The sequence below is a fragment of the Pseudomonas sp. Marseille-Q1929 genome (assembly GCF_017316265.1).
In the GTDB taxonomy this organism is placed as follows: Bacteria; Pseudomonadota; Gammaproteobacteria; order Pseudomonadales; family Pseudomonadaceae; genus Aquipseudomonas.
The window spans coordinates 16,325-42,364 of the sequence record NZ_JAFLWU010000026.1; the positions used below are offsets into that span (position 1 = coordinate 16,325).

General features: G+C 59.1%; 22 protein-coding genes. 16 read left to right on the forward strand and 6 right to left on the reverse strand.

Translation table 11 applies throughout. The features are described from left to right. Window positions 1-30: 30 nt before the first annotated feature. Both J1G37_RS23045 and J1G37_RS23050 read right to left on the reverse strand, forming a co-directional pair. On the reverse strand, window positions 31-2,841 hold the full coding sequence (locus tag J1G37_RS23045) for an FAD-binding and (Fe-S)-binding domain-containing protein (RefSeq protein ID WP_207045543.1): 2,811 nt from the start codon (window positions 2,839-2,841) through the stop codon (window positions 31-33). A 70-nt stretch (window positions 2,842-2,911) separates the two neighbouring features. Then, the gene (locus J1G37_RS23050; protein WP_017735531.1) at window positions 2,912-4,606 is read right to left on the reverse strand and encodes a lactate permease LctP family transporter; all 1,695 of its coding nucleotides are present in this window, start codon (window positions 4,604-4,606) and stop codon (window positions 2,912-2,914) included. 261 nt (window positions 4,607-4,867) lie between these two features. On the opposite strand from J1G37_RS23050, the gene J1G37_RS23055 reads away from it, so the two are divergent. Further along, a complete protein-coding gene (locus tag J1G37_RS23055) occupies window positions 4,868-5,635 on the forward strand; it encodes a GntR family transcriptional regulator (protein WP_207045544.1) in 768 nt (255 codons plus the stop codon). Between the two features lie 38 nt (window positions 5,636-5,673). Here the strand turns inward: J1G37_RS23055 and smpB are convergent, their stop codons facing one another. Next, window positions 5,674-6,156 carry an SsrA-binding protein SmpB gene (gene smpB, locus J1G37_RS23060; RefSeq protein ID WP_014719962.1) on the reverse strand — a complete coding sequence of 161 codons (483 nt, stop codon included), beginning with the start codon at window positions 6,154-6,156 and terminating at the stop codon, window positions 5,674-5,676. 166 nt (window positions 6,157-6,322) lie between these two features. Here smpB and J1G37_RS23065 point away from each other — a divergent pair, with 166 nt between their 5' ends. Both J1G37_RS23065 and J1G37_RS23070 read left to right on the forward strand, forming a co-directional pair. After that, a complete protein-coding gene (locus J1G37_RS23065; protein WP_017735533.1) occupies window positions 6,323-6,757 on the forward strand; it encodes a type II toxin-antitoxin system RatA family toxin in 435 nt (144 codons plus the stop codon). Further along, the gene (locus tag J1G37_RS23070) at window positions 6,750-7,052 is read left to right on the forward strand and encodes an RnfH family protein (RefSeq protein ID WP_207045545.1); all 303 of its coding nucleotides are present in this window, start codon (window positions 6,750-6,752) and stop codon (window positions 7,050-7,052) included. The genes J1G37_RS23065 and J1G37_RS23070 overlap by 8 nt, the downstream gene beginning before the upstream one ends. 63 nt (window positions 7,053-7,115) lie before the next feature. On the opposite strand, the gene J1G37_RS23075 is transcribed toward J1G37_RS23070, so the two are convergent. Further along, window positions 7,116-7,643 carry an outer membrane protein assembly factor BamE gene (locus J1G37_RS23075; RefSeq protein ID WP_207045546.1) on the reverse strand — a complete coding sequence of 176 codons (528 nt, stop codon included), beginning with the start codon at window positions 7,641-7,643 and terminating at the stop codon, window positions 7,116-7,118. 98 nt (window positions 7,644-7,741) lie between these two features. Here J1G37_RS23075 and fur point away from each other — a divergent pair, with 98 nt between their 5' ends. Then, a complete protein-coding gene (fur, locus tag J1G37_RS23080) occupies window positions 7,742-8,146 on the forward strand; it encodes a ferric iron uptake transcriptional regulator (protein ID WP_207045611.1) in 405 nt (134 codons plus the stop codon). Between the two features lie 86 nt (window positions 8,147-8,232). Here fur and recN read toward each other — a convergent pair whose 3' ends face one another. Then, entirely contained in the window at window positions 8,233-9,906 is a 1,674-nt protein-coding gene (recN, locus tag J1G37_RS23085) for a DNA repair protein RecN (RefSeq protein WP_207045547.1), read from the reverse strand. 254 nt (window positions 9,907-10,160) lie between these two features. Here recN and grpE point away from each other — a divergent pair, with 254 nt between their 5' ends. From grpE to J1G37_RS23125, 8 genes are all read left to right on the forward strand, one after another. Then, a complete protein-coding gene (gene grpE, locus J1G37_RS23090) occupies window positions 10,161-10,721 on the forward strand; it encodes a nucleotide exchange factor GrpE (RefSeq protein ID WP_124527766.1) in 561 nt (186 codons plus the stop codon). Window positions 10,722-10,823: 102 nt separating this feature from the next. Next, a complete protein-coding gene (gene dnaK, locus J1G37_RS23095) occupies window positions 10,824-12,740 on the forward strand; it encodes a molecular chaperone DnaK (RefSeq protein ID WP_207045549.1) in 1,917 nt (638 codons plus the stop codon). A 317-nt stretch (window positions 12,741-13,057) separates the two neighbouring features. Further along, entirely contained in the window at window positions 13,058-14,182 is a 1,125-nt protein-coding gene (gene dnaJ / locus J1G37_RS23100; RefSeq protein WP_207045551.1) for a molecular chaperone DnaJ, read from the forward strand. A 9-nt stretch (window positions 14,183-14,191) separates the two neighbouring features. Continuing rightward, window positions 14,192-14,998, forward strand: a complete 807-nt coding sequence (gene dapB, locus J1G37_RS23105; RefSeq protein ID WP_026136636.1) for a 4-hydroxy-tetrahydrodipicolinate reductase — start codon at window positions 14,192-14,194, stop codon at window positions 14,996-14,998. A gap of 259 nt (window positions 14,999-15,257) precedes the next feature. Continuing rightward, entirely contained in the window at window positions 15,258-16,394 is a 1,137-nt protein-coding gene (gene carA / locus J1G37_RS23110; RefSeq protein WP_207045553.1) for a glutamine-hydrolyzing carbamoyl-phosphate synthase small subunit, read from the forward strand. Between the two features lie 105 nt (window positions 16,395-16,499). Next, entirely contained in the window at window positions 16,500-19,721 is a 3,222-nt protein-coding gene (carB, locus tag J1G37_RS23115; protein WP_124527761.1) for a carbamoyl-phosphate synthase large subunit, read from the forward strand. Further along, entirely contained in the window at window positions 19,718-20,194 is a 477-nt protein-coding gene (greA, locus tag J1G37_RS23120; RefSeq protein WP_124527760.1) for a transcription elongation factor GreA, read from the forward strand. Before carB ends, greA begins: the two co-directional genes overlap by 4 nt. A 28-nt stretch (window positions 20,195-20,222) precedes the next feature. Then, a complete protein-coding gene (locus J1G37_RS23125) occupies window positions 20,223-20,627 on the forward strand; it encodes an MFS transporter (protein ID WP_192298923.1) in 405 nt (134 codons plus the stop codon). A gap of 9 nt (window positions 20,628-20,636) precedes the next feature. On the opposite strand, the gene J1G37_RS23130 is transcribed toward J1G37_RS23125, so the two are convergent. After that, window positions 20,637-20,945, reverse strand: a complete 309-nt coding sequence (locus J1G37_RS23130) for a YhbY family RNA-binding protein (RefSeq protein ID WP_017139256.1) — start codon at window positions 20,943-20,945, stop codon at window positions 20,637-20,639. Window positions 20,946-21,050: 105 nt separating this feature from the next. On the opposite strand from J1G37_RS23130, the gene rlmE reads away from it, so the two are divergent. From rlmE to glmM, 4 genes are all read left to right on the forward strand, one after another. Continuing rightward, window positions 21,051-21,701: a 23S rRNA (uridine(2552)-2'-O)-methyltransferase RlmE gene (rlmE, locus tag J1G37_RS23135; RefSeq protein ID WP_017735545.1), complete on the forward strand. Its 651-nt coding sequence runs from the start codon at window positions 21,051-21,053 to the stop codon at window positions 21,699-21,701. A 200-nt stretch (window positions 21,702-21,901) separates the two neighbouring features. Next, complete coding sequence (gene ftsH, locus J1G37_RS23140; RefSeq protein WP_207045555.1) at window positions 21,902-23,812, forward strand: ATP-dependent zinc metalloprotease FtsH; 1,911 nt, start codon at window positions 21,902-21,904, stop codon at window positions 23,810-23,812. An 8-nt stretch (window positions 23,813-23,820) separates the two neighbouring features. Further along, window positions 23,821-24,672, forward strand: a complete 852-nt coding sequence (gene folP, locus J1G37_RS23145) for a dihydropteroate synthase (protein ID WP_207045557.1) — start codon at window positions 23,821-23,823, stop codon at window positions 24,670-24,672. Window positions 24,673-24,688: 16 nt separating this feature from the next. After that, a complete protein-coding gene (gene glmM, locus J1G37_RS23150) occupies window positions 24,689-26,026 on the forward strand; it encodes a phosphoglucosamine mutase (protein ID WP_207045559.1) in 1,338 nt (445 codons plus the stop codon). Window positions 26,027-26,040 lie beyond the last annotated feature (14 nt).

Consider the following 26,040-nt stretch of genomic DNA (forward strand, 5'->3'; position numbering starts at 1 on the left):
GGGGAGCAGGGGTTCGGTTTTTTTGCTGGCTCAGTGGGCGCGGGCCTGGGTGACGCGGTCTATTAGGTAGACCAGCCCGTGGTAATCAATGCCGCCGTGCTGGGTCAGGCCGATCTCGCAGGTGCGGCTGGTGGAGATGCCTTCGCTGCAATATTGCACGGCGTCCTTGAGGGTGCGCAGTGAGTGGGCGTTGAGTTGCGGCGTGGTGAAGCCTTTGTCGCCGGCAAAGCCGCAGCAATGGATACCTTCCGGGATGACCACGGTTTTTGCGCAGCGGCGGGCCAGGTCGATCAAGGCCTGGCTTTCGCCCAGGTGTTGGGTGCTGCAGGTCACGTGGACGGCGATGGGGGCTTCCTGCGGTGTGAAGTCGAGGCGGTCCATCAGGTGGGTGCGGATAAAACGCACGGGGTCGTAAAGGTCCAGGCGTGTGTTGCCCAGGTCTTGCACCAGGCGCAGGGTGCAGGGGCTGGTGTCGCAATAGATTGGGTCGAGGCCGCCACGGCTGGCGTGGAGCAGGGCACCGATCAGTTCCTGGCGCTTGTGTTCGGCTTGTTCGGCATAGCCTTTGGAGGCGAAGGGCTGGCCGCAGCAGAGGTTGTCCTGGTTGTCGGGAGAGACTACTTGATAGCCGGCCTTTTCCAGCAGGCCGCGGGTTTTGTCGTACAGCGACATTTGCTCTTTATCCCCGGCTGCCGGGCCCATGGCGCGTGAGACGCAGGCGGCCAGGTAGACCACGCGTGGCCGCTCGTCGGTCACGGGGGGACTGAAGCGGATGGCTTTTTCCGGCTGGGGCATGGCGTTGGACCATTGCGGGATCTGGCCCTTGGACAGTTTGGTGACCGTGGCTGACAGCTTCGCCAGGCGGGGCGCGCCCAACAGCATCCGTGCGCCATTGGCCACGTGCAGGGTAAAGCGTGCGCCTTGCAGTGCGGTGGAGAAATGGGTGGCCAGCCATTCGGCGGTTTTCGTACGGTCGGCGTCGCGGCTACGCAGTTTTTTCACCAGGTCGCCGGTGTTGATTCCTACGGGGCAGCGTTGGGCGCACAGGCCGGTGGCGGCGCAGGTCTCGATGCCTTGGTAGTGATAGGCCGCTTCCAGTTCGGTGGTGTCGATGCCGGCGCGTTGTTTCGCCTGGATGTCGCGCCAGATCACAATGCGCTGGCGCGGGCTTAGCGTCAGCCCTTTGGACGGGCACACCGGCTCGCAAAAGCCGCACTCGATGCACTTATCCACAAGTTCGTCGGCGGCGGGCAGCGGCTTGAGGTGCTTGAGGTGGATTTGCGGGTCTTCGCTGAGGACCACATCCGGGTTGAGGATGCCGTTGGGGTCCAGCAGGCGCTTGAGTTGCCACATCAGCTGATAGGCATCGCTGCCCCATTCCAGCTCGACAAACGGCGCCATGTTGCGGCCGGTGCCGTGCTCGGCCTTGAGCGAGCCGCCAAATTCCACCGCCACCAGCTGTGCCACGTCGTCCATGAACGCCTGGTAGCGTGTGACTTCTTGCGCGCTGTTGAAGCCTTGGGTGAACACAAAGTGCAGATTGCCTTCCAGGGCGTGTCCGAAAAGGATGGCCTCGTCGTAGTGATGTTTGTCGAAGAGTTCGATCAAGCGGTTGACGCCGATGGCCAACTGTTCGACCGGAAAGGTCACGTCTTCGATAATCACCGTGGTGCCGGTTTTACGCACGGCGCCGACAGCCGGGAAGGTGTCTTTGCGGATGGCCCACAGGCGCGCGTTTTCCAGCGGGTCTTCGGTGAAGTCGACCTGTTTTTCCACGGGAAACGCCGCCAGGGACGCCATGATCAGTGCCAGTTGTTCTTGCAGCAGCGAAGACGACGCTGCGCGGGATTCGATCAGCAGTGCGCAGGCATTTTCCGACAAGTGCTGTACGAATGCGGGCATGCCGGGTTTGTCCTGCACCGAACGCATGCTGCGTCGATCCAGCAGTTCGACGGCGGAGACTGGCTGGGTTTTCAGCACTGTCACTGCGTTGCAGCACGTCTCGACGTCCGGGAACACAATCAGCGCGGAGGCTTTGTTCGGGTGGTCGATCACCGTGTCGTAGGTCACGGCGCTGATAAACCCTAGGGTGCCCTCGGAACCCACCAGCAGGTGGCTGAGGATTTCCAGCGGGTCATCGAAATCCACCAGGGCGTTGAGGGACAGGCCGGTGGTATTTTTCAGACGGTATTTGTGGCGGATCTTGGCCGCCAATTCAGCATTTGCCCGCGTCTCGCGACCGAGTGTCGCAAGACGTTCAAGCAGCGGACCCTGCTGTTCACGAAAGGCCGCAACGCTGGCCGCATCTTCGGTATCCAGGCGGCTGCCGTCAGCCAATACCAGGCGGATACCCGCGAGGGTGTGGTAGGTGTTTTGCGCCGTGCCACAGCACATGCCGCTGGCGTTGTTGGCGACGATGCCACCAATTTTGCAGGCATTGATCGACGCCGGGTCTGGGCCGATCTTGCGGCCGAACGGCGCCAGCCACGCGTTGGCCTGGGCGCCGATCACGCCGGGTTGCAGGCGGATCTGTGTGCCTTGCCCGCGAATTTCGCGGCCGTTCCAGTTATCGCCCAGCACGATCAGCACGGAGTCGCTGATGGCTTGCCCAGACAGGCTGGTACCGGCGGCACGGAAGGTCACGGGAACGCGGTCACGCTGGGCCAGTTGCAGCAGGGCGACGACTTCGTCTTCTGACTCCACGCGGATAACCAGCTGTGGGATCAGTCGGTAAAAGCTGGCGTCGGTGCCGAATGCGAGGGTGGAAAGCGGGTCGTCGAAGCGCCGATCGTTCGGGATCAGGTGTGCGACGTCGTGCAGGAAAGCAGCAGGCAGGCTCATCGGTCCTCCAGAAATAGCTGACGCCGGAATCGTGGTCCGGCGTCGATTCTTACTCTATTGCGTGCAGGCCTTAGTGCACCAGCATACCGGTGAACCAGTAGGCCTGGGCCAGGGTGATCAGGCCGACGATGGTGGCAAAGAACAGGCTGTGCTTGAGCGTGAAGCGGAACAGGTCCGATTCCTTGCCGACCAGGCCAGTGGCTGCGCACGCCACGGCGATCGATTGCGGCGAGATCATCTTGCCGGTCACGCCGCCGCTGGTATTTGCCGCGACCAGCAGGGTGTCATTGACGCCGATCTGGTGCGCAGTGGTGGCTTGCAACGAGCTGAACAGGGCGTTGGACGAGGTGTCCGAGCCTGTCAGGAAAACCCCCAGCCAGCCAAGGAAAGGCGAGAAGAACGGGAAGGCTGCGCCCGTACCGGCCAATACCAGCGCCATGGTGGACGACATGCCGGAGTAGTTGGTGACGAAGGCAAAGGCCAGCACCATGCCGATGGACAGGATCGGCCAGCGCAACTCGTAGAAGGTTTCTTTTAAAGTGGTCAGACCAGTTTTGATGTCGATTTTCAGCACCAGCATCGAGATCAGTGCGGAGAAGAAAATCGCCGTACCGGTCGCGGAGATCGGGTCCAGTTTGAACACGGCTGGAATCGCAGTCGGGTTGGTCACGATCGGGGCAACCTTGACCACCAGTTGGTCCAGGTGCGGGATGGCGAAGTTGAACACCCAGCTGTACATCGAGCCGCCCGCGGCGAACATGGCCTTGAACGGCTTGAGGGTCCAGATGGTGACCAGCACGGTGAGGATCAGGAACGGCGACCAGGCCTTGAAAATTTCCCCCAGGCTGTAAGGCGATGCCACGGTGCTGCGTGGCAGACCGAAGCCGCCGGCACTGGCGGTGACGGCGGCGCTGGTGGTCGCGCCGGCAATCTGTGCGCCTGCGGTGCGCTTGGGTTGCCAGACTTTCAGGAACAGGGTCAGGGAGATCAGGCTGGCTAGGGCCGAGGTGATGTCCGGCAGTTCCGGGCCGATGAAGTTGGATGTGAAGTACTGTGTGATGGCGAAGCTCAGGCCCGCGACCAGTGCGGCCGGCCAGGTTTCACGAACGCCGCGCAGGCCGTCCATCATGAACACCAGCCAGAACGGTACGAACAACGACAGCAGCGGCAGTTGGCGGCCGGTCATGGCGCCAATCTTGAACGCGTCGATGCCGGTCACTTGGCCAGCAACGATGATCGGGATGCCCAGTGCGCCGAACGCCACCGGTGCGGTGTTGGCGATCAGGCACAGGCCGGCGGCGTACAGCGGGTTGAAACCCAGGCCCACCAACAGCGCGGCGGTGATCGCCACAGGGGCGCCAAAGCCGGCAGCACCTTCGAGGAAGGCGCCGAAGCAGAAGCCAATCAACAACACTTGCAGGCGTTGATCGTCAGTGATCGACAGGACCGAGCTGCGGATGACTTCGAACTGGCCGCTCTTGACGGTCAATTTGTAGAGGAATACGGCGGCAACGATGATCCATGCGATGGGCCACAAGCCGTAGGCAAAACCGTAGCCGGCGGCAGCAAGCGCCATGTCCACAGGCATCTGGAAGGCAAAGATCGCCACCAGGATCGAAAGGGCCAACGTGATGCTGCCGGCTACGTGGCCTTTGAGACGAAACACGGCCAGGGCCAGAAAGAAGAACACGATGGGAATGACGGCGGCCAGTGCGGACAGGCCAAGGCTGCCGAGAGGGCTGTAGAGCTGTTGCCAGGTTTGCATATGGGGTGGCCCCTAATTGTTGTTGGTCATGCATTTTTTGTTAGCTTGGTTAATTGGTAATACCAATTTACAATCGCTGTTGGCTAGGTTAAGAGTCTTCGGGGTGGTGTGTCAATTTGCCGCCCGCGAAACTTTGGTCGTAGGTCGGTGTGTGGGGGGATCTGATCAGATAAATCCGGGGTGTTCTGATAGGTGCTGCAAGCGCTGCGATAGGCGAGAATAGAGGGCCCGGCGAGTGGTCGGGATGGTGGAGAAAGAGTTATGGGGTTTGATCAGGTGCGTCAGCGCCGTTTGTCCGACGATATTGTCGAGCAGCTTGAGGGGATGATCCTTGAGGGCACGCTGAAGTCGGGCGAGCGCTTGCCGGCCGAGCGCGCACTGGCGGAGCAGTTTGGTGTGTCGCGCCCGTCATTGCGTGAGGCGATCCAGAAATTGGCGGCCAAGGGCTTGCTGGTCAGTCGCCAGGGCGGGGGGAACTATGTCGTTGACTCGTTAGGGTCTACGTTTAGCGATCCGTTGCTGCACCTGTTGGAAAACAATCCTGAGGCGCAGCGCGATCTGCTGGAGTTTCGTCAGACCCTTGAAGCGTCATGCGCCTATTACGCAGCGTTGCGTGCCACTGAGGTTGATCGTGAGCGGCTGACCGCGGCGTTTGAGGCGCTGCAGGATTGCTATACGCGTGTCGATGAGGTCAGTCGGGCGGAGGAAGGCGCGGCCGATGCGAGCTTTCACCTGGCGATTGCCGAGGCCAGTCATAACGCCGTGTTGCTGCATACCATTCGTGGGCTGTTCGATTTGCTCAAGCGCAATGTGGTGACCAATATCGGTGGCATGTATCAGCAGCGCACGGAAACCCGCGACATGCTGATCAGTCAGCACCGGGATTTGTACCTGGCGATTCTCGAAGGGCGGGCGGAGGAGGCGCGCGAGGTCTCCACACGTCATTTGCAGTATGTGCAGGAAGTGTTGGAGGAAGTGCGTCAGGAGGTTCAGCGCGTGGCACGGGCGGAGCGGCGTAAAGGCATGTAGCCAAGGGTGACTCACCCAAGGCTACAGCGCGGCAAGGATTATTCTTCCTTGCCTTTGTTGCGCACGGCGCGATGCAGCTCGCGATTGGAGTCGCGTTCGCGCTCGGTATCGCGTTTGTCGTATTCCTTCTTGCCCTTGCCCAGTGCGATTTCGCACTTGACCAGGTGCTTGCTCCAGTACCAGGACAGGCAGACGCAGGCGTAGCCTTTCTGCTGTACGGCAGCGGCGAGTTTTTCCAGCTCGCGCGCATTGAGCAATAGCTTGCGTGTGCGCACCGGGTCGGCAATCACGTGGGTGCTCGCGGTGGTCAGCGGGGTGATATGACTGCCCAGCAGCCACGCCTCGCCATCCTTGAGCAGCACGTAGCTGTCAACCAGTTGCAGCTTGCTGGCACGCAGACTCTTTACTTCCCAGCCGGCCAGGACCAAGCCAGCCTCGAACCGATGTTCGATGAAGTAATCGTGTCGCGCCTTTTTGTTTTGCGCGATGGTCCCTGTGGGGTGTTTCTTTTGTTTAGCCATAGGGGCGGCATTATAGGGAGTTGCGAGCGTGGCGGCTACGGTCAACCTGCGTGCTTGAGCGTGTTGGATGAATCCCGGACAATGCGGGCAGTTCTTTGGTTTTTTTCTCTCGCGGATCGGCCTGTTGTTTCGCGATGTTTGCCTCAGCAGTGGAAATAACGCTCACATGACGACGCACATTCAACGTTCGGCCCTGCTGCCCTATCCGGCGCAGGCGCTCTATGACCTGGTCAACGACGTGGCGCGTTACCCGGAATTCTTGCCGTGGTGCTCGGCCGCCGAAGTGCTGGAAAGCAGTGATGAGCACATGGTGGCCAGTGTCGGCGTGGCGAAGGGCGGGATTGGCCAGCACTTTGTTACGCGTAATGTCCTGGTGCCTGGGAAGTCCATCGAGATGAATCTGCAGGAAGGGCCGTTTACCCAGCTTCACGGTGTGTGGGTGTTCAAGGCGCTGACTGACAAGGCTTGCAAGATCAGCCTGGATCTCTCTTTTGATTACGCCGGCCCGCTTGTGCGCGCGACGTTGGGGCCTTTGTTCAATCAGGCGGCCAATACCCTGGTGGACGCGTTCTGCCAGCGCGCCAAGCAACTGCATGGTTGAGATTGAAGTGGTGTATGCCGCCGAGGATCGCCAGATCCTACAGGTAGTGACTGTGCCGTCGGGCACCAGCCTGCGGGCGGCGGTGCAGGCGTCGGGGGTCGCGGCGCAGTTTCCTGGGGTGGCGCTGGCGGAGTGTCCGTTGGGGATATTTGGCAAGGTGGTTGCCGACCCTGAGGTTCGGGCTGTGCAAGTGGGAGATCGGATTGAGATTTACCGGCCCTTGCAGGCGGATCCAAAGGAGGTGCGCCGGTTGCGTGCTGCCAAAGCTGCCTTGGCCAGGCAAAAGAATTCCTAGGCTTGCCAAATGGCAGGCAACAAAAAGCCCGGCATGCCGGGCTTTTTGTTGGGCACCGCAAACTTACTGCGGGCTGGTGTCCAGAGGCTGTGGCGTCGGAACTGGAACAGTTTGCACGCCGTCGACGTCTTTCTGGATCTTGTCGAGCAGCGAACCTGGCTTGGCAGGGACTTCGGACTTCGGCTTCTCGGCTTCCTGCGCGGGCGCAGTCACGCTGGTGTCGTTGTCCTTGCCGAGCAAGGCTTCATCGCGGCTTACGCCAGGCATGAAGTCACCGGACAGGCTCACAAGCTGGTCATTGCCATTAAAAATGACGCTGACGCGTTCCTGCTGGCGTTCACCGCCACCAGGCTGGATGCTGTAGAGATAATCCCAGCGATCAGCATGGAAAGTGTCGGTCAGCAGGGGGTTACCCATGATAAACCGTACTTGCCGTCGGGTCATTCCCGGGCGTAACTGGTCTATCATGTCCTGCGTGACGACATTGCCCTGCTGGATGTCGATTTTGTAAACCCCGGGGAATGAACAACCGGCGAGTGCGAGCAGTCCCACAAAGGTGAAACTGGTTAGCAAGAGCTTGGTGTTTTGCATCGGTGGGCGACTTCCACTATCTTGGCTGGGACAACGTAAACGCCGATCATACCCGTATTAAGAGAAGCTGCGAAGCAGCATCCGCGAGAAAGCTAACCATGGTTGAAAATAGCGAACTACGCAAAGCCGGTCTTAAAGTGACTCTGCCACGAGTCAAGATTCTACAAATGCTCGATTCTGCTGAGCAGCGCCACATGAGTGCCGAAGATGTCTACAAGGCGCTGATGGACTCGAACGAAGACGTTGGCCTGGCCACGGTTTACCGTGTACTGACCCAGTTTGAGGCCGCAGGGCTGGTGGTTCGTCACAATTTCGACGGTGGTCATGCGGTGTTTGAACTGGCTGACGGTGGTCATCACGACCACATGGTTGACCTGGATACCAATGAGGTTATCGAGTTCACCAGCCCAGAGATCGAAGCGCTGCAGCATAAGATTGCTGAGGACCATGGCTTCGATTTGGTTGACCACAATCTTGTGTTGTACATCCGTAAGAAAAAGTAAAAACAGCGCAGATTTGCCCTGTGAAACGATCGAAGGCGACCCTAGGGTCGCCTTCGTGCTTTCTATATAAGGGTAAAAACGTCAGATCAGGCCTTTGACGCCACCACCATTTTCTTCGCGTGTGCCAGCGACTCTTTGGTCAAGTCGATGCCGCCGAGCATCCGCGCCACCTCTTCCACGCGTTCCGACTTGTTCAGCTTGGACACGGCCGTGTGTGTCGCATCGCTGCCGCGCACTTTATGCACAAACAGGTGTTGATGCCCTTGGGCCGCTACTTGTGGCAAGTGAGTGACCGTCAGTACCTGGCCGCGATCCCCCAGGCGACGTAACAACTGGCCGACAATTTCCGCCGTTGGCCCGCCAATGCCCACGTCCACTTCATCGAATACCAGCGTTGGTACGCGAGACGTTTGTGCAGTAATGACCTGGATCGCCAGGCTGATCCGCGACAACTCGCCGCCGGACGCCACTTTTGCCAGTGCCTTGAGCGGTTGCCCAGGGTTGGCGCTGACCAGCAGCTCTACTTGTTCGAGGCCGTGGGGTTGCAGTTCGTTGTTGGCATTGGCGCGCAGTTCAATGGTGAAGCGCCCGCCAGGCATGCCCAGTCGCTGGATTTCCTGTTCCACGGCGCTGGCGAGGTCGCTTGCAGCCTGTTGGCGCAAGTCACTCAGCTCTCGTGCTTTCTCCTGATAATGTCGGGCAAAAGCAGCAAGTTCATCGGCAAGGCGCTCAATGGATTCGTCATTGGCATTCAGGGTTTCGATTTCATCCAGCAGTTTCTGCTGCATCGTTGCCACTTCTGTGGGTTGAATTCGATGCTTGCGCGCCAGGGTATAGATAGTGTCCAGGCGCTCTTCGATTTCCTGTAGTCGCGCTGGGTCGGCATCGAAGTGGTCCAGAAAGCGATTCAGCTCGCCGACGGCTTCCTCGACCTGAATCTGCGCGCTGGTCAGCAGGGTGGTCGCTTCATTCAAGGAGCCTGAGGCATTGTTCACGCTGGACAGGCGATTGAGGCTGGCGGTCAGCGCGTTAAGCACGTTGCCGGAATCGCTCTCGCTGCATTGCTCGACCACCTGGCGGCAGATACCCAGCAGGGTTTCGGCGTTGGTGAGGTTCTTGTGTTCCTGCTCAAGTTGCTCCAGTTCGGTTTCGCCCAGGCCCAGGCTTTCGAGCTCTTCAAGTTGATAGCTGAGCAATTGGTGGCGAGCGCGCTGCTCGTCGCCGGAATTGGAGAGGCGCTCCAGCTCCTGGCGCGTCTGGCGCCAGCGCTGGGCCGCCAACTGCACTTGGCGTGCAAGGTCGGTGGCGCCGGCGTACTCGTCGAGCAGGCGGCGGTGAGTGTCGGTTTTCAGCAGGGACTGGTGTTCGTGCTGGCTGTGGATGTCGATCAGCAACTCGCCCAGGGCTTTCAAGTCGCCAAGGGGGCAGGGCGTGCCGTTGATATAGCCGCGTGAGCGGCCTTCGGCGGTGATGACTCGGCGCAGGATGCACGGGCCGTCGTTATTCAGGTCGCGTTCGGCGAGCCAGGCTTCGGCTTCTGGAATGTCCGCCAGGTCGAAGGTCGCCAGGATGTCGGCCTTGTCGGCGCCTGGGCGCACAACGCCGCTGTCGGCGCGGTCGCCGAGGGTAAGGCCCAGGGCGTCGAGCATGATCGACTTGCCGGCGCCGGTTTCGCCTGTGATTACGCTCATCCCGCGATCCAGTTCGAGATCCAGGTGTTCAACGATGGCGTAGTTATGTACAGACAGGTGCACGAGCATGACGGCCGCTCCCAGGCGTTAGGTCTGGTTATTTATACAGTGTTTTGTTCTGGGCTGACAATCCTGGCGCTTAGCTCGATTTGCTTGAATAGCTTGTTTTTTTAGCGCAATCAGGAATGACCGCGCAGGAATTGATCCGGGACACACGAAAGACTTTTGGTAATGCTCGCGCCCTTGAACCTGGAAATTGTGGCCCCATATACCGGAACAGAAGCGCGAGTTGAGTTCGCGCATGATTTTGAAAGGAGAAAACTATGGCTGACGAACAGACGCAGGATACGCAAACTCCAGACGCTAATGCGGCTGCCGGCGATGACATGGCAACTCGTGTGCAAGTGCTCGAAGAGCAATTGGCCGCTGCGAATGATCAGGCTTTGCGTGTTGCCGCCGATCTGCAGAACGTCCGCCGCCGTGCTGAGCAGGATGTAGAAAAGGCTCACAAGTTCGCACTGGAAAAATTCGCCGGTGATTTGTTGCCGATCATCGACAGCTTGGAGCGTGGCCTTGAGTTGTCCAACGCGGACGACGAAAACATCCGGCCAATGCGCGAAGGGATCGAACTGACCCTGAAAATGTTCCAGGACACCCTGAAGCGTTATCAGTTGGAAGCGGTTGATCCACAAGGCGGCGAGCCGTTCAACGCTGAGCATCACCAGGCCATGGCCATGCAGGAAAGCCATGATCTTGAGCCGAACAGCGTGCTGAAGACGTTCCAGAAGGGTTACCTGCTCAACGGTCGCTTGCTGCGCCCGGCAATGGTGGTGGTGAGCAAGGCTCCTGCACCCGTTGCACCTTCTATTGATGAGCAGGCTTGAAATTCGCCGCAAGGCCCCCATCTATAAGTCAAGCGTTTAAGTGCTACCGCAGTTAGCCACAACTGCTGCGGCAACCAAATTCAAGTTTCGGGAGAGTAAATCATGGGCAAAATTATCGGTATCGACCTGGGGACCACCAACTCGTGTGTCTCCGTTCTGGAAAACGGTAAAGCTAAAGTTATCGAAAACGCCGAAGGCGCGCGTACTACGCCGTCGATCATTGCTTACGCCAATGACGGTGAGATTCTTGTGGGGCAGTCGGCCAAGCGCCAGGCTGTAACCAACCCGCACAACACCCTGTACGCAGTAAAGCGTCTGATCGGTCGTAAGTTCGACGAAGAAGTCGTACAGAAAGACATCAAGATGGTTCCGTACAAAATCGCCAAGGCTGACAACGGTGACGCCTGGGTTGAAGTGAACGGCCAGAAAATGTCCGCTCCACAGATCTCGGCTGAAGTCTTGAAAAAGATGAAGAAGACTGCCGAAGACTACCTCGGTGAGCCAGTGACTGAAGCGGTGATCACCGTTCCAGCCTACTTCAACGACAGCCAGCGCCAGGCGACCAAAGACGCCGGCCGCATCGCGGGCCTGGACGTAAAACGTATCATCAACGAACCAACCGCAGCTGCTCTGGCTTACGGTATGGACAAGGCCAAAGGCGACCACACTGTGATCGTTTATGACCTGGGCGGTGGTACTTTCGACGTCTCCGTGATCGAGATCGCTGAAGTTGACGGCGAGCACCAGTTTGAAGTGTTGGCCACCAACGGTGACACCTTCCTGGGTGGTGAAGACTTTGACATTCGTCTGATCGACTACCTCGTCGACGAATTCAAGAAAGAAAGCGGCATGAACCTCAAAGGTGACCCGCTGGCGATGCAGCGCCTGAAAGAGGCTGCCGAGAAAGCCAAGATCGAACTGTCGTCCAGCAATGCGACCGACGTGAACCTGCCGTACATCACTGCAGACGCCACCGGTCCTAAGCACTTGAACGTGAAGATTTCTCGCGCCAAGTTGGAATCGCTGGTTGAAGACCTGGTTCAGCGCACCATCGAGCCTTGCCGCATCGCTCTGAAAGACGCCGGTATCGACGTTGGCGCGATCAACGACGTGATCCTGGTGGGCGGTCAGACCCGTATGCCACTGGTTCAGCAGAAGGTCACCGAGTTCTTCGGCAAGGAAGCACGTAAAGACGTGAACCCGGACGAAGCGGTTGCCATGGGTGCTGCTATCCAGGGCGCGGTATTGGCCGGCGACGTGAAAGACGTGCTGCTGCTGGACGTCAGCCCGCTGACCCTGGGTATCGAAACCATGGGCGGCGTGATGACCGCGCTGATCGAGAAAAACACCACGATTCCTACCAAGAAATCGCAAGTGTTCTCGACTGCCGATGACAACCAGGGCGCTGTGACCATTCACGTGCTGCAAGGTGAGCGCAAACAGGCTGCTCAGAACAAGTCCCTGGGCAAGTTCGACCTGGCCGAGATTCCACCAGCACCACGTGGCGTGCCACAGATCGAAGTGACCTTCGACATCGACGCCAACGGCATCCTGCACGTCGGCGCGAAAGACAAGGCCACCGGCAAAGAGCAGAAGATCACGATCAAGGCCAACTCCGGTCTGTCTGACGAAGAAATTCAACAGATGATTCGTGATGCTGAAGCCAACGCTGATGCGGATGCCAAGTTTGCAGAATTGGCTGGCGCCCGTAACCAAGGCGATGCCCTGGTTCACTCGACGCGCAAAATGGTTGCTGATGCAGGCGACAAAGTGACTGCCGAAGAGAAGACCGCAATCGAAGCAGCAGTGGTTGCCCTGGAAGCCGCTATCAAAGGCGACGACAAGGCTGCCATCGATGCCAAGGTTGAGGAGCTGTCGAAAGTCTCCGCGCCGGTTGCTCAGAAAATGTACGCCGAACAAGGTCAGCCAGCGGACGGTGCAGCGCAACAGGCAGAGCCTGAAGCCAAGCACGACGACGTTGTCGATGCCGAGTTCGAAGAAGTCAAAGACCAGAAGTAAGTTGGTCGCCCGGTTGACCGCTATCAAGCGGTGACTGGTAGGATGTCGCCGCGCGGGAGCTTGCTCCCGCGTTGGCGTGTCTGGGGTATGCAAATTTTTACAGCATGCGACAGCGTTCGGGTGCTGGCGGTGTGATCGGGAATGCTCCTGCTTTCCGAGCAGTAATTACCGCATTTTTGGCCGAGTCCCCGGCTAAAAGTAGTAATGACCAGGATCGTTGAATTGACGTGAGTTGGGTCCGGGCCTGTATTGGGGCTCAACGAGTTTGGCAGGGCTCAGGAGGGTCTGGCCGAACGTCCTTAAGAGTGCAAAGACTTATGGCAAAGCGTGACTATTACATTGTGTTGGGTGTGGAGCGCAGCTCCAGCGAGGCGGACCTGAAGAAGGCTTACCGTCGCCTGGCGATGAAGCATCACCCGGACCGTAACCCGGATAGCAAAGAATCCGAAGAGCTGTTCAAAGAGGCCAACGAGGCCTACGAATGCCTGTCTGATCCCAACAAGCGTGCGGCCTACGACCAGTACGGCCATGCCGGTGTCGATCCAAGCATGGGTGGCGGTGGCGCCGGGTTTGGCGGTCAGAATTTCTCCGATATCTTCGGCGATGTCTTCAGTGACTTCTTCGGCGGTGGCCGTGGTGGCCAGCGTGGTGGCGCCCAACGTGGCAGCGACTTGCGCTACACCCTGGAGCTGAACCTGGAAGAAGCCGTGCGCGGTACCAGCGTCAACATCCGCGTGCCGACGCTGGTCAACTGCACGCCGTGCGATGGTTCGGGCGCGAAGAAAGGCTCCGCGCCGATCACTTGCCCGACGTGTGGCGGTATTGGTCAAGTGCGTATGCAGCAAGGCTTCTTCTCGGTGCAGCAGACCTGCCCGCGTTGCCATGGCCAGGGCAAGATCATTTCCGATCCGTGCGACTCTTGCCACGGTGAAGGCCGCGTCGAAGAGTACAAGACCCTTTCGGTGAAAGTGCCGGCGGGCGTCGATACCGGTGATCGCATCCGCCTGTCGGGCGAAGGCGAGGCGGGTACCCAGGGCGGTCCTACGGGCGACCTGTACGTGGTGATCAATGTGCGTGAGCACTCGATCTTCCAGCGTGACGGCAAGCACCTGTTCTGCGAAGTGCCGATCAGCTTTGTCGATGCGGCCTTGGGCGGCGAGTTGGAGATTCCGACCCTTGACGGCCGAGTGAAGCTCAAGATTCCTGAGGGGACCCAGACCGGCAAGCAGTTCCGTATCCGTGGCAAAGGCGTTGCGCCGGTGCGCGGTGGCGGTGCTGGCGACCTGATGTGCCGTGTGGCGATCGAGACGCCGGTCAACCTGAACCGTCGTCAGCGCGAACTGCTTGAAGAGTTCCGCGGTTCGCTGGCAGGTGATGACTCCCACTCGCCGAAGACTACGGGCTTTTTCGATGGTGTGAAGCGTTTCTTCGGCGACCTGTAAGGAATGAATATGCGACGTATAGCCGTAATGGGCGCTGCCGGGCGCATGGGCAAGACCCTTATCGAGGCGGTGCAGCAGCGCTCGCCAGTCTCCGGGTTGACGGCGGCGATCGTTCGCCCCGGCAGCACGTTGATCGGTGCGGACGCCGGTGAGCTGGCCTCGTTGGGGCGTATCGGTGTGCCGTTGTCGGGCGACCTGGCGCAGGTAGCCGATGAGTTCGATGTGCTGATCGACTTCACGCTGCCGGACGTGATGCTGAAGAACCTGGCGTTCTGCCGCAAGGCGGGCAAGGCCATGGTTATCGGCACTACGGGCTTGAGCGCTGAGCAGAAGCAGTTGCTGGTGGAGGCGGGCAAGGAGATTCCTGTCGTGTTCGCTGCCAACTTCAGTGTCGGCGTGAACCTGTCGCTCAAGCTGCTGGATCTGGCTGCTCGTGTGCTGGGTGATGAAGCGGATATCGAGATTATCGAAACCCATCACCGTCACAAGATCGACGCGCCGTCGGGCACTGCGTTGCGTATGGGTGAGGCGATTGCCGATGCGCTGGGCCGTGATCTGTCGAAGGTGGCGGTATACGGCCGTGAAGGCCATACCGGCGAGCGTGCGCGTGACACCATTGGTTTTGCGACCGTGCGCGGTGGTGATGTGGTGGGTGATCACACCGTGCTGTTCGCCACCGAAGGCGAGCGGCTGGAAATCACGCACAAGGCGTCCAGTCGCATGACCTTTGCCAAGGGTGCGGTACGTGCTGCGCTGTGGTTGGAAGGTCGCGAACCGGGCCTGTACGACATGCGTGACGTGCTGGATCTGCACTAATCAGTAGCTAAAACGGGGCCTCAGGATTATCCTAAGGCCCCGTTTTTACCCGCTAAGCGACGTCCTGTCGCATTCCCCTGCCTTTTCGGCTCATTAGCGGTGGACCAAAAAAGCCTTTTTCTGTAAGCTACAGCTTTAGTGTGTCCACTAAAAGCGCGCAGAATAATTCAGTGAAGAAGCGGGGTGACGTGTCCATACGTCACTCCGCTTTTTTACAACCTGCGATCGCCCTTTCAGGCTTTATTTACGGGAGGTCTTCTTGACTAAGCCAGCCATACTCGCCCTTGCTGATGGCAGCATTTTTCGCGGCGAAGCCATTGGAGCCGACGGTCAGACCGTTGGAGAGGTGGTGTTTAACACCGCCATGACCGGCTATCAGGAAATCCTTACCGATCCTTCCTACGCCCAACAGATCGTTACCCTGACCTATCCGCACATCGGCAACACCGGTACTACACCGGAAGATATCGAGTCTGATCGTGTCTGGTCGGCCGGCCTGGTGATTCGTGACCTGCCACTGGTTGCGAGCAACTGGCGTAACACGATGTCGCTGTCCGATTACCTGAAAGCCAACAACGTTGTGGCGATCGCCGGTATCGATACGCGCCGCCTGACACGCATCCTGCGTGAAAAAGGCTCGCAGAATGGCTGCATCATGGTCGGTGACAACATTTCCGAAGCCGCGGCGATTGCTGCAGCACAGGGCTTCCCTGGCCTGAAAGGCATGGACCTGGCGAAAGTCGTCAGCACCAAGGAATCCTACGAGTGGCGCTCCACTGTCTGGGACTTGAAGACCGACAGCCACGCGACCATCGAAGCCGCTGACCTGCCATACCACGTTGTGGCCTACGACTACGGCGTCAAGTACAACATCCTGCGCATGCTGGTCGAGCGCGGTTGCCGCGTGACCGTGGTGCCGGCGCAAACCCCGGCCAGCGACGTGCTCGCCCTGCAACCGGACGGCGTGTTCCTGTCCAACGGCCCAGGTGACCCGGAGCCGTGCGACTACGCCATCCAGGCGATCAAGGAAGTGCTGGAGACCGAGATCCCGGTATTCGGTATCTGCCTCGGTCACCAACTGCTGGCTCTGGCCTCCGGCGCCAAGACCCTGAAAATGGGTCACGGCCATCACGGTGCCAACCACCCTGTGCAGGACCTGGACACTGGCGTTGTGATGATCACCAGCCAGAACCACGGTTTTGCGGTGGATGAAGCGACCTTGCCGGGCAACGTGCGCGCAATTCACAAGTCGCTGTTCGACGGTTCCCTGCAAGGCATCGAGCGCACTGACAAGAGCGCGTTCAGCTTCCAGGGCCACCCTGAAGCCAGCCCGGGCCCGAACGACGTAGCGCCGCTGTTCGACCGTTTCATCAATGAGATGGCCAAGCGACGCTGACTGAGCGGCCTGCGGGCGGCCCCGAAGTTCGGTGGCCCCCGCAGGCTCTTCAAAGATTGTTCAAGACGGCTTGCCGACTGACCTGCGGATTTGAGTGACAAACCCATGCCAAAACGTACAGACATAAAAAGCATCCTGATTCTCGGCGCTGGCCCGATCGTGATCGGCCAGGCCTGCGAATTCGACTACTCCGGCGCCCAGGCCTGCAAAGCCCTGCGCGAAGAGGGTTACCGCGTCATCCTGGTGAACTCCAACCCGGCCACCATCATGACCGACCCGGACATGGCCGACGCCACCTACATCGAACCGATCAAGTGGCAGACCGTTGCCAAGATCATCGAGAAGGAACGTCCGGACGCGCTGCTGCCAACCATGGGCGGCCAGACCGCCCTGAACTGCGCCCTGGACCTGGAGCGCGAAGGCGTCCTGGAGAAGTTCGGCGTAGAGATGATCGGTGCCAATGCCGACACCATCGACAAGGCTGAAGACCGCTCGCGTTTCGACAAGGCCATGAAGTCCATCGGCCTGGCGTGCCCGCGTTCCGGTATCGCCCACAGCATGGAAGAAGCGAATGCGGTCCTCGAGACCCTGGGCTTCCCGTGCATCATCCGTCCGTCCTTCACCATGGGCGGCACCGGTGGTGGTATCGCTTACAACCGTGAAGAGTTCGAAGAAATCTGCGCCCGTGGCCTGGACCTGTCGCCGACCAAAGAGCTGCTGATCGACGAATCCCTGATCGGCTGGAAAGAATATGAGATGGAGGTTGTCCGCGATAAGAAGGACAACTGCATCATCGTCTGCTCCATCGAAAACTTCGACCCGATGGGCGTGCACACCGGCGACTCGATCACCGTGGCGCCAGCGCAGACCCTGACCGACAAGGAATACCAGATCCTGCGTAACGCCTCCCTGGCGGTATTGCGCGAGATCGGCGTGGAGACCGGTGGTTCCAACGTTCAGTTCGGCATTTGCCCGGACACCGGCCGCATGGTCGTGATCGAGATGAACCCACGTGTATCCCGTTCGTCGGCCCTGGCTTCGAAAGCCACCGGCTTCCCGATCGCCAAGGTCGCGGCCAAGCTGGCAGTGGGTTACACCCTGGACGAGCTGTCGAACGACATCACCGGTGGCAAGACCCCGGCGTCCTTCGAACCGTCCATCGACTACGTTGTGACCAAGCTGCCACGTTTCGCCTTCGAGAAGTTCGCCAAGGCTGACGCGCGCCTGACCACCCAGATGAAATCCGTGGGCGAAGTCATGGCCATCGGCCGGACTTTCCAGGAATCCCTGCAGAAAGCCCTGCGCGGCCTGGAAGTGGGCGTTTGCGGCCTGGACGAGAAGCTCGACCTGAGCAACCCGGAAAGCATGAGCGTGCTCAAGCGCGAGCTGACCGTGCCGGGTGCCGAGCGTATCTGGTATGTGGCTGACGCCTTCCGTGCCGGCATGACCGTCGAAGACATCTTCGGCATGAACATGATCGACCCGTGGTTCCTGGTACAGATCGAAGATCTGATCAAGGAAGAAGAGAAGGTCAAGACCCTGGGTCTGGCCAGCATCGACCGCGACATGATGTTCCGCCTCAAGCGCAAGGGTTTCTCCGACCAGCGTCTGGCCAAGCTGCTAGGTGTGACCGAGAAGAATCTGCGTACCCATCGCCACAAACTGGAGATCTTCCCGGTCTACAAGCGCGTTGACACCTGCGCCGCCGAGTTCTCCACCGACACCGCATACCTGTACTCCACCTACGAGGAAGAGTGCGAAGCTGCGCCGTCGGGTCGCGACAAGATCATGATCCTGGGCGGCGGTCCAAACCGTATCGGCCAAGGCATCGAGTTCGACTACTGCTGCGTACACGCCGCTCTGGCCCTGCGCGCAGACGGGTACGAGACCATCATGGTCAACTGCAACCCGGAAACTGTTTCCACCGACTACGACACCTCCGATCGCCTGTACTTCGAGCCAGTGACCCTGGAAGACGTCCTGGAAATCGTGCGCGTCGAGAAGCCGAAAGGCGTGATCGTCCAGTACGGCGGCCAAACCCCGTTGAAACTGGCCCGCGCCCTTGAAGCCGCTGGCGTACCGATCATCGGTACCAGCCCTGACGCCATCGACCGTGCCGAAGACCGTGAACGCTTCCAGCAAATGGTTGAGCGCCTGAACCTGCGTCAGCCGCCAAACGCCACCGTGCGCAGCGAAGACGAAGCCATTCGTGCAGCCAGCAAGATCGGCTACCCGTTGGTGGTGCGTCCGTCCTACGTGCTGGGCGGTCGTGCGATGGAAATCGTCTACGAAGAAGAAGAGCTCAAGCGTTACCTGCGTGATGCGGTGAAAGTGTCCAACGACAGCCCGGTGCTGCTGGACCACTTCCTCAACTGCGCCATTGAAATGGACGTGGATGCTGTCTGCGACGGTACTGATGTGGTGATCGGCGCGATCATGCAGCACATCGAACAGGCGGGCGTTCACTCCGGTGACTCCGCGTGCTCGCTGCCGCCGTACTCGCTGCCGCTGCACATCCAGGACGAGATGCGCGAACAGGTCAAGAAAATGGCCCTGGAGCTGGGCGTGGTCGGCCTGATGAACGTACAGTTGGCGCTGCAAGGCGAAGACATCTACGTCATCGAAGTCAACCCGCGCGCTTCGCGTACCGTGCCGTTTGTTTCCAAGTGCATCGGTGTGTCCCTGGCCATGATCGCTGCTCGCGTGATGGCCGGTAAGACCCTGAAGGAAATCGGCTTCACCAAGGAAATCATTCCGAACTTCTACAGTGTGAAAGAGGCGGTGTTCCCATTCGCCAAATTCCCTGGTGTGGACCCGATCCTGGGCCCAGAGATGAAGTCCACCGGTGAAGTGATGGGTGTGGGCGATACCTTCGGTGAAGCGTTCGCCAAGGCCCAGATGGGCGCCAGCGAAGTGCTGCCGACCGGCGGTACTGCGTTCATCAGCGTGCGTGACGACGACAAACCACTGGTTGCAGGCGTGGCCCGTGATCTGATCAACTTGGGCTTCGAAGTCGTGGCCACTGCCGGGACCGCCAAGCTGATCGAAGCTGCCGGCCTGAAAGTGCGTCGCGTGAACAAGGTGACGGAAGGCCGTCCGCACGTGGTCGACATGATCAAGAATGACGAAGTCACCCTGATCATCAACACCACCGAAGGTCGCCAGTCGATCGCGGATTCCTACTCCATTCGCCGTAACGCCTTGCAGCACAAGATCTACTGCACCACCACCATTGCTGCTGGCGAAGCCATCTGCGAAGCGCTCAAGTTCGGTCCTGAAAAAACCGTGCGTCGCTTGCAGGATCTACACGCAGGATTGAAGGCATGACCAAATACCCAATGACCGTCCAGGGCTTCAAGGCCCTGGAAGAGGAGCACGCCCACCTGACCAAGGTCGTACGTCCAAAGCTGAGCCAGGACATCGGTACGGCCCGCGAGCTGGGTGACTTGAAGGAAAACGCCGAATACCACGCTGCCCGTGAGCAGCAGGGTATGGTCGAGGCGCGGATCCGTGACATCGAAGGCCGCCTGCAGAACGCAGTGGTCATCGATGTGACGACCATTCCGAAGACTGGCAAGGTGATTTTCGGCACCACCGTGGAAATCGCCAACGTCGAGACTGACGAAAGTGTGGTTTACCACATCGTTGGTGAAGATGAAGCTGACTTCAAACTCGGCAAAATCTCCGTCGGCTCGCCGCTTGCTCGCGCCTTGATTGCCAAGGAAGAGGGTGATGTGGTGGCCGTCAAGACGCCGGGTGGCGTGATCGAGTACGAGATTGTTGAAGTTCGTCACGTCTGAAAGACGGCGCCCGCTCCGTGCGGGCGCTATGCTTTGGCAGCTCTCCCAGATGCTCTGGGTCGGCGGCCTGTGGCTGTTGCACATTGGTGTTTTACCGGCGCTGGGCCTGATTGGCCTGGCACCGTTGCTGATCGATGAGATCGACGGATTATTGAGTGCGCTGCTGGTGGGTTTTGCGGCGGCGTGCGTGACACTCCAGGCGCTGGTGCTGGTCAAGGCCGAAGGCTGGGGAAGTTTGTGGCGGGATATTCGCGGCCAACTGCTGTTGATGGCGCTGTATGCGTGTGCAATGTTCTGCATCGTGCATGTATGGCTGCCGGAAGCGTTGCGCTGGCAGTTGTTCAGCTATCTTGTACTGGGGTTCTCTGGCTTGGTGCTGGTTGTACAACCTGCGCCGGGATGGAGTGGCAGGGCGCGCGAAGCACGCCCGTGACCCTTTGAATCATTTGAAGCGATGAACGTTCGACAGTTGCTTGTTGACGCTGAAATTCTTGCGATACAGCAGCGCCATCTTGCCGATGACCTGAACCAGGTCCGCTTTGCCCACCTTGCACAGTTCTGCAATGGCGGCCAGGCGCGCTTCGCGATCAAGGATGTTGACCTTGATCTTGATCAGTTCGTGATCGCCCAATGCGCGTTCAAGTTCGGCTAACACACCTTCAGTCAAACCGTTGTCTGCCACAATCAGAACTGGTTTCAGATGGTGGCCAATGGATTTGTACTGTTTCTTCTGCTCTTGAGTGAGCGGCATAATCTGACCCCTGCGTCTGATCTTGTAAAAAGCGGCGGCCAGTTTACCCGAGCGAGTCCGGGACCGCCCAGTTAATCACGACCCGTTTTATTTTCGAGGTGGCCCGTGGCCCGTTCCAAAACTAGCCTTAAGTGGCTGCAAGAGCATTTCAACGACCCTTACGTCAAAAAGGCGCAGAAGGACGGCTACCGTTCCCGCGCCAGCTACAAGCTGCTGGAGATCCAGGATAAGGACAAGTTGATTCGTCCAGGCATGAGCGTTATCGATCTTGGTGCCGCCCCCGGTGGCTGGTCCCAGGTGACCAGTCGTCTGATTGGTGGGCAAGGTCGCCTTATCGCTTCCGACATCCTTGAGATGGACAGCATCCCGGACGTGACCTTTGTTCATGGTGACTTTACCCAGGACACGGTGCTCGCCGAAATCCTTGAGGCTGTGGGAAATTCGCAGGTAGACCTTGTGATTTCCGACATGGCCCCCAATATGAGTGGATTACCGGCCGTCGATATGCCGCGTGCGATGTTCCTTTGCGAGCTGGCGCTGGATTTGGCGGGTCGGGTATTGCGCCCTGGTGGCGATTTCCTGGTGAAGGTCTTCCAGGGCGAAGGTTTCGACGAGTACCACAAGAACATACGCAAGTTGTTCGATAAGGTGCAGACACGTAAGCCAGACTCGTCCCGGGACCGCTCCAGGGAACAATACCTGCTGTGCCGCGGCTTCCGTGGCGTCGAAGGTGCGACGAGCGAAGAGCGTTTTTAAGAAAGCCGAGGAAGGCGATAGGTTTTTTTATGTCGCTTTCGTCACGAAGCTTTACGAATATTGTGTAGTCAAAGTTTCACAAAGGGTTACAGACGGCGCCTGCCAGAGTTGTAGGTAATGTAGTAAGTTAGGCCGGTGAATATCATGCGAAGCGCGCGCCAGTAGCGGAGCTTGCTTCAGAGGGTAGTTAATTGAACGATATGGCAAAGAATCTGATCCTGTGGTTGATCATCGCAGCTGTCCTGGTGACGGTGATGAACAACTTCTCCAGCCCTAACGAGCCGCAGACCCTCAACTATTCCGACTTCATCCAGCAGGTCAAGGATGGCAAGGTCGAGCGTGTAGCGATTGATGGCTTTGTGATCAGCGGCAAGCGCAGCGATGGCGATAGCTTCAAGACCATTCGCCCGAATATCCCGGACAACGGCCTGATTGGCGACCTGGTGGACAACCACGTGGTTGTCGAAGGCAAGCAGCCTGAGCAGCAGAGCATCTGGACGCAGCTCCTGGTAGCCAGTTTCCCGATCCTGGTGATTATCGCCGTGTTCATGTTCTTCATGCGCCAGATGCAAGGTGGTGCGGGAGGCAAGGGCGGGCCGATGAGCTTTGGCAAGAGCAAGGCGCGCCTGCTTTCCGAAGACCAGGTGAAAACCACCCTGGCTGACGTCGCAGGTTGCGACGAAGCCAAGGAAGAAGTGGGTGAGCTGGTTGAATTCCTGCGCGACCCGGGCAAGTTCCAGCGCCTGGGTGGCCGTATTCCTCGCGGCGTGCTGATGGTAGGCCCGCCGGGTACCGGTAAAACCTTGCTGGCCAAGGCGATTGCCGGCGAAGCCAAGGTGCCTTTCTTCACCATTTCCGGTTCTGACTTCGTCGAGATGTTCGTCGGTGTGGGTGCCAGCCGTGTTCGCGACATGTTCGAACAGGCCAAGAAGCACGCGCCTTGCATCATCTTTATCGATGAAATCGACGCCGTTGGTCGCCATCGTGGCGCCGGCATGGGTGGCGGTCACGATGAGCGTGAACAGACCCTCAACCAGTTGCTGGTAGAGATGGACGGTTTCGAGATGAATGACGGCATCATCGTCATCGCCGCAACCAACCGTCCTGACGTATTGGACCCTGCATTGCTGCGTCCAGGTCGTTTCGACCGCCAGGTTGTGGTCGGCTTGCCGGACATCCGTGGTCGCGAGCAGATCCTCAAGGTGCACATGCGCAAAGTGCCGATGGGCGACGACGTGGCTCCGGCCGTGATTGCCCGTGGTACTCCAGGCTTCTCCGGTGCTGACCTGGCCAACCTGGTGAACGAGGCCTCGCTGTTTGCGGCCCGTACCGGCAAGCGCATCGTGGAAATGAAGGAATTCGAACTGGCAAAAGACAAGATCATGATGGGCGCCGAGCGCAAATCCATGGTCATGTCCGAGAAAGAGAAGCAGAACACCGCTTATCACGAAGCCGGTCACGCCATTGTGGGTCGCGTTGTGCCTGAGCATGACCCGGTCTACAAGGTATCGATCATTCCTCGCGGTCGGGCATTGGGTGTCACCATGTTCCTGCCGGAAGAGGATCGCTACAGCCTCTCCAAACGCGCACTGATCAGTCAGATCTGCTCGCTGTACGGTGGCCGTATTGCGGAAGAAATGACCTTGGGCTTTGACGGTGTGACCACCGGTGCTTCCAACGACATCATGCGTGCCAGCCAGATTGCGCGAAACATGGTGACCAAGTGGGGCCTGTCGGAAAAGCTTGGTCCGCTGATGTATGCCGAGGAAGAAGGCGAGGTGTTCCTGGGTCGTGGCGGCGGCGGTCAAAGCGCTAGCTTCTCCGGCGAGACAGCCAAGCTGATCGACTCCGAGGTGCGCAGCATCATTGACCAGTGCTACGGCACGGCCAAGCAGATCCTGACCGACAATCGCGACAAGCTGGATGCGATGGCTGACGCGCTGATGAAGTATGAAACCATCGATGCCGACCAGATCGACGACATCATGGCTGGTCGCGCCCCGCGTGAACCGCGGGACTGGGAAGGTGGCTCGGGTACTTCGGGTACGCCGCCAGTGGCTCAGAATGAACGTCCGGAAACCCCGATCGGCGGCCCTGCGGCTGACCACTAAGGTTTGAAATGACTTCTGTGTTGTCCTCCACCCGGTTGCCTTGCGGCAATCGGGTTCTTGATTTGGCCCATGCGCATGTCATGGGCATTCTTAATGTAACCCCCGACTCCTTTTCCGACGGTGGCCGCTTCAGTCAGCTTGATGCTGCCTTGCGCCATGCCGAGGCGATGGTGGCGGCTGGGGCTACGTTGATTGATGTGGGGGGCGAATCCACCCGTCCCGGTGCTCGTGTGGTTTCTCCGTTGGAGGAGCTGGAGCGGGTTGCGCCGATTGTTGAGCGCATCGCCCGTGAGCTGGATGTGATTATCTCGGTTGATACGTCTACCCCGGCGGTGATGCGTGAAACTGCACGCCTTGGGGCTGGGCTGATCAACGATGTGCGCTCATTGCGGCGTGATGGTGCCCTGGATGCGGCGGCAGCCACCGGTTTGCCGGTGTGCCTGATGCATATGCTGGGGGAGCCTGGGAATATGCAGGACAGCCCGCATTACGATGACCTGGTTGGCGAGGTGAGTGGTTTCCTGGCTGAAAGGATCGCTCAGTGCGCCAGTGCGGGGATCGCCGCCGAGAAAATCATCCTTGATCCCGGATTTGGCTTTGCCAAGACGCTGCAACATAATCTGAGTTTGTTTAAACACATGGAGTCCCTCCATGACCTTGGTCGTCCCCTGTTGGTCGGGGTTTCGCGCAAGAGCATGATAGGGCTGGCATTGAATCGTCCAGTGGGTGAGCGGTTGTATGGTGGCCTGGCGCTTGCGGCGCTTGCCGTGACCAAGGGCGCGCGCATCTTGCGCGTACATGACGTCGCCGAGACGGTCGATGTGGTGCGCATGCTGGCCTCTGTAGAATCCGCCGAATAAGAATGATGGAGCACTTATGACTAAAAAATACTTTGGCACCGACGGTATCCGTGGTCGGGTCGGCGAGTTTCCGATTACCCCTGATTTCATGCTCAAGCTGGGTTGGGCGGCAGGTATGGCGTTCCGCAGCATGGGCGCGTGCCGCATCCTGGTGGGCAAGGACACCCGGATTTCGGGCTATATGTTTGAATCGGCGCTGGAGGCAGGTTTGTCTGCCGCCGGTGCTGATGTGATGTTGCTGGGGCCGATGCCGACGCCTGCGATCGCCTACCTGACGCGTACCTTCCACGCTGAAGCCGGTATCGTGATCAGTGCTTCGCACAATCCCCATGATGACAACGGCATCAAGTTCTTCTCCGGTCAGGGCACCAAGTTGCCTGATGAGATCGAGCTGATGATCGAAGAGTTGCTGGATGCGCCGATGACTGTGGTCGAGTCCAGCAAATTGGGCAAGGTGTCGCGAATCAATGACGCCTCTGGCCGCTACATCGAGTTCTGCAAGAGCAGCGTACCGACCAGTACCAATTTTGCCGGGCTGAAAATCGTCGTCGATTGCGCCCATGGTGCGACCTACAAGGTGGCGCCAAGCGTCTTCAAGGAGTTGGGCGCGGATGTCACCGTGTTGTCGGCTCAGCCGGATGGTTTGAACATCAACGAAAACTGCGGCTCCACTCATATGGAGCAGTTGCAGGCCGCCGTTCTGGCCAAGCATGCCGACCTCGGCATTGCCTTTGATGGCGATGGCGACCGCGTGCTGATGGTCGATCACACGGGAGCCGTGGTTGATGGCGATGATCTGTTGTTCATCATCGCGCGTGACTTGCATGAGCGTAACAAGCTGCAAGGTGGTGTTGTCGGTACGCTGATGAGTAATCTGGGGCTGGAGTTGGCCTTGGCTGATCTCGGGATACCTTTCGTTCGCGCCAATGTGGGTGACCGTTATGTGATCGCCGAGTTGCTGGAGCGTAACTGGCAGGTCGGTGGCGAGAACTCCGGGCATGTGGTCTGCTTCCAGCACACCACCACAGGCGACGCAATTATTGCTGCGCTGCAGGTGTTGCTGTCGTTGCGCCGCCGTGAAGAGAGTCTTGCCCAGGCGCGTCAGGCGCTGCGCAAGTGTCCGCAGGTGCTCCTCAATGTGCGCTTCGCGGGTGGCGAAAACCCGATCGAGCACCCGGCTGTCAAAGAGGCGTGCGAGCGCGTAACGCTAGCAATGGCGGGGCGTGGGCGCGTGTTGTTGCGCAAGTCCGGCACAGAGCCTCTGGTGCGTGTCATGGTCGAAGGTGACGATGAAACACAGGTTCGCGAGCACGCTGAAAGCCTGGCAAAACTGGTAAGTGAAGTTTGCGCCTGAATTCGGCTTGCCAG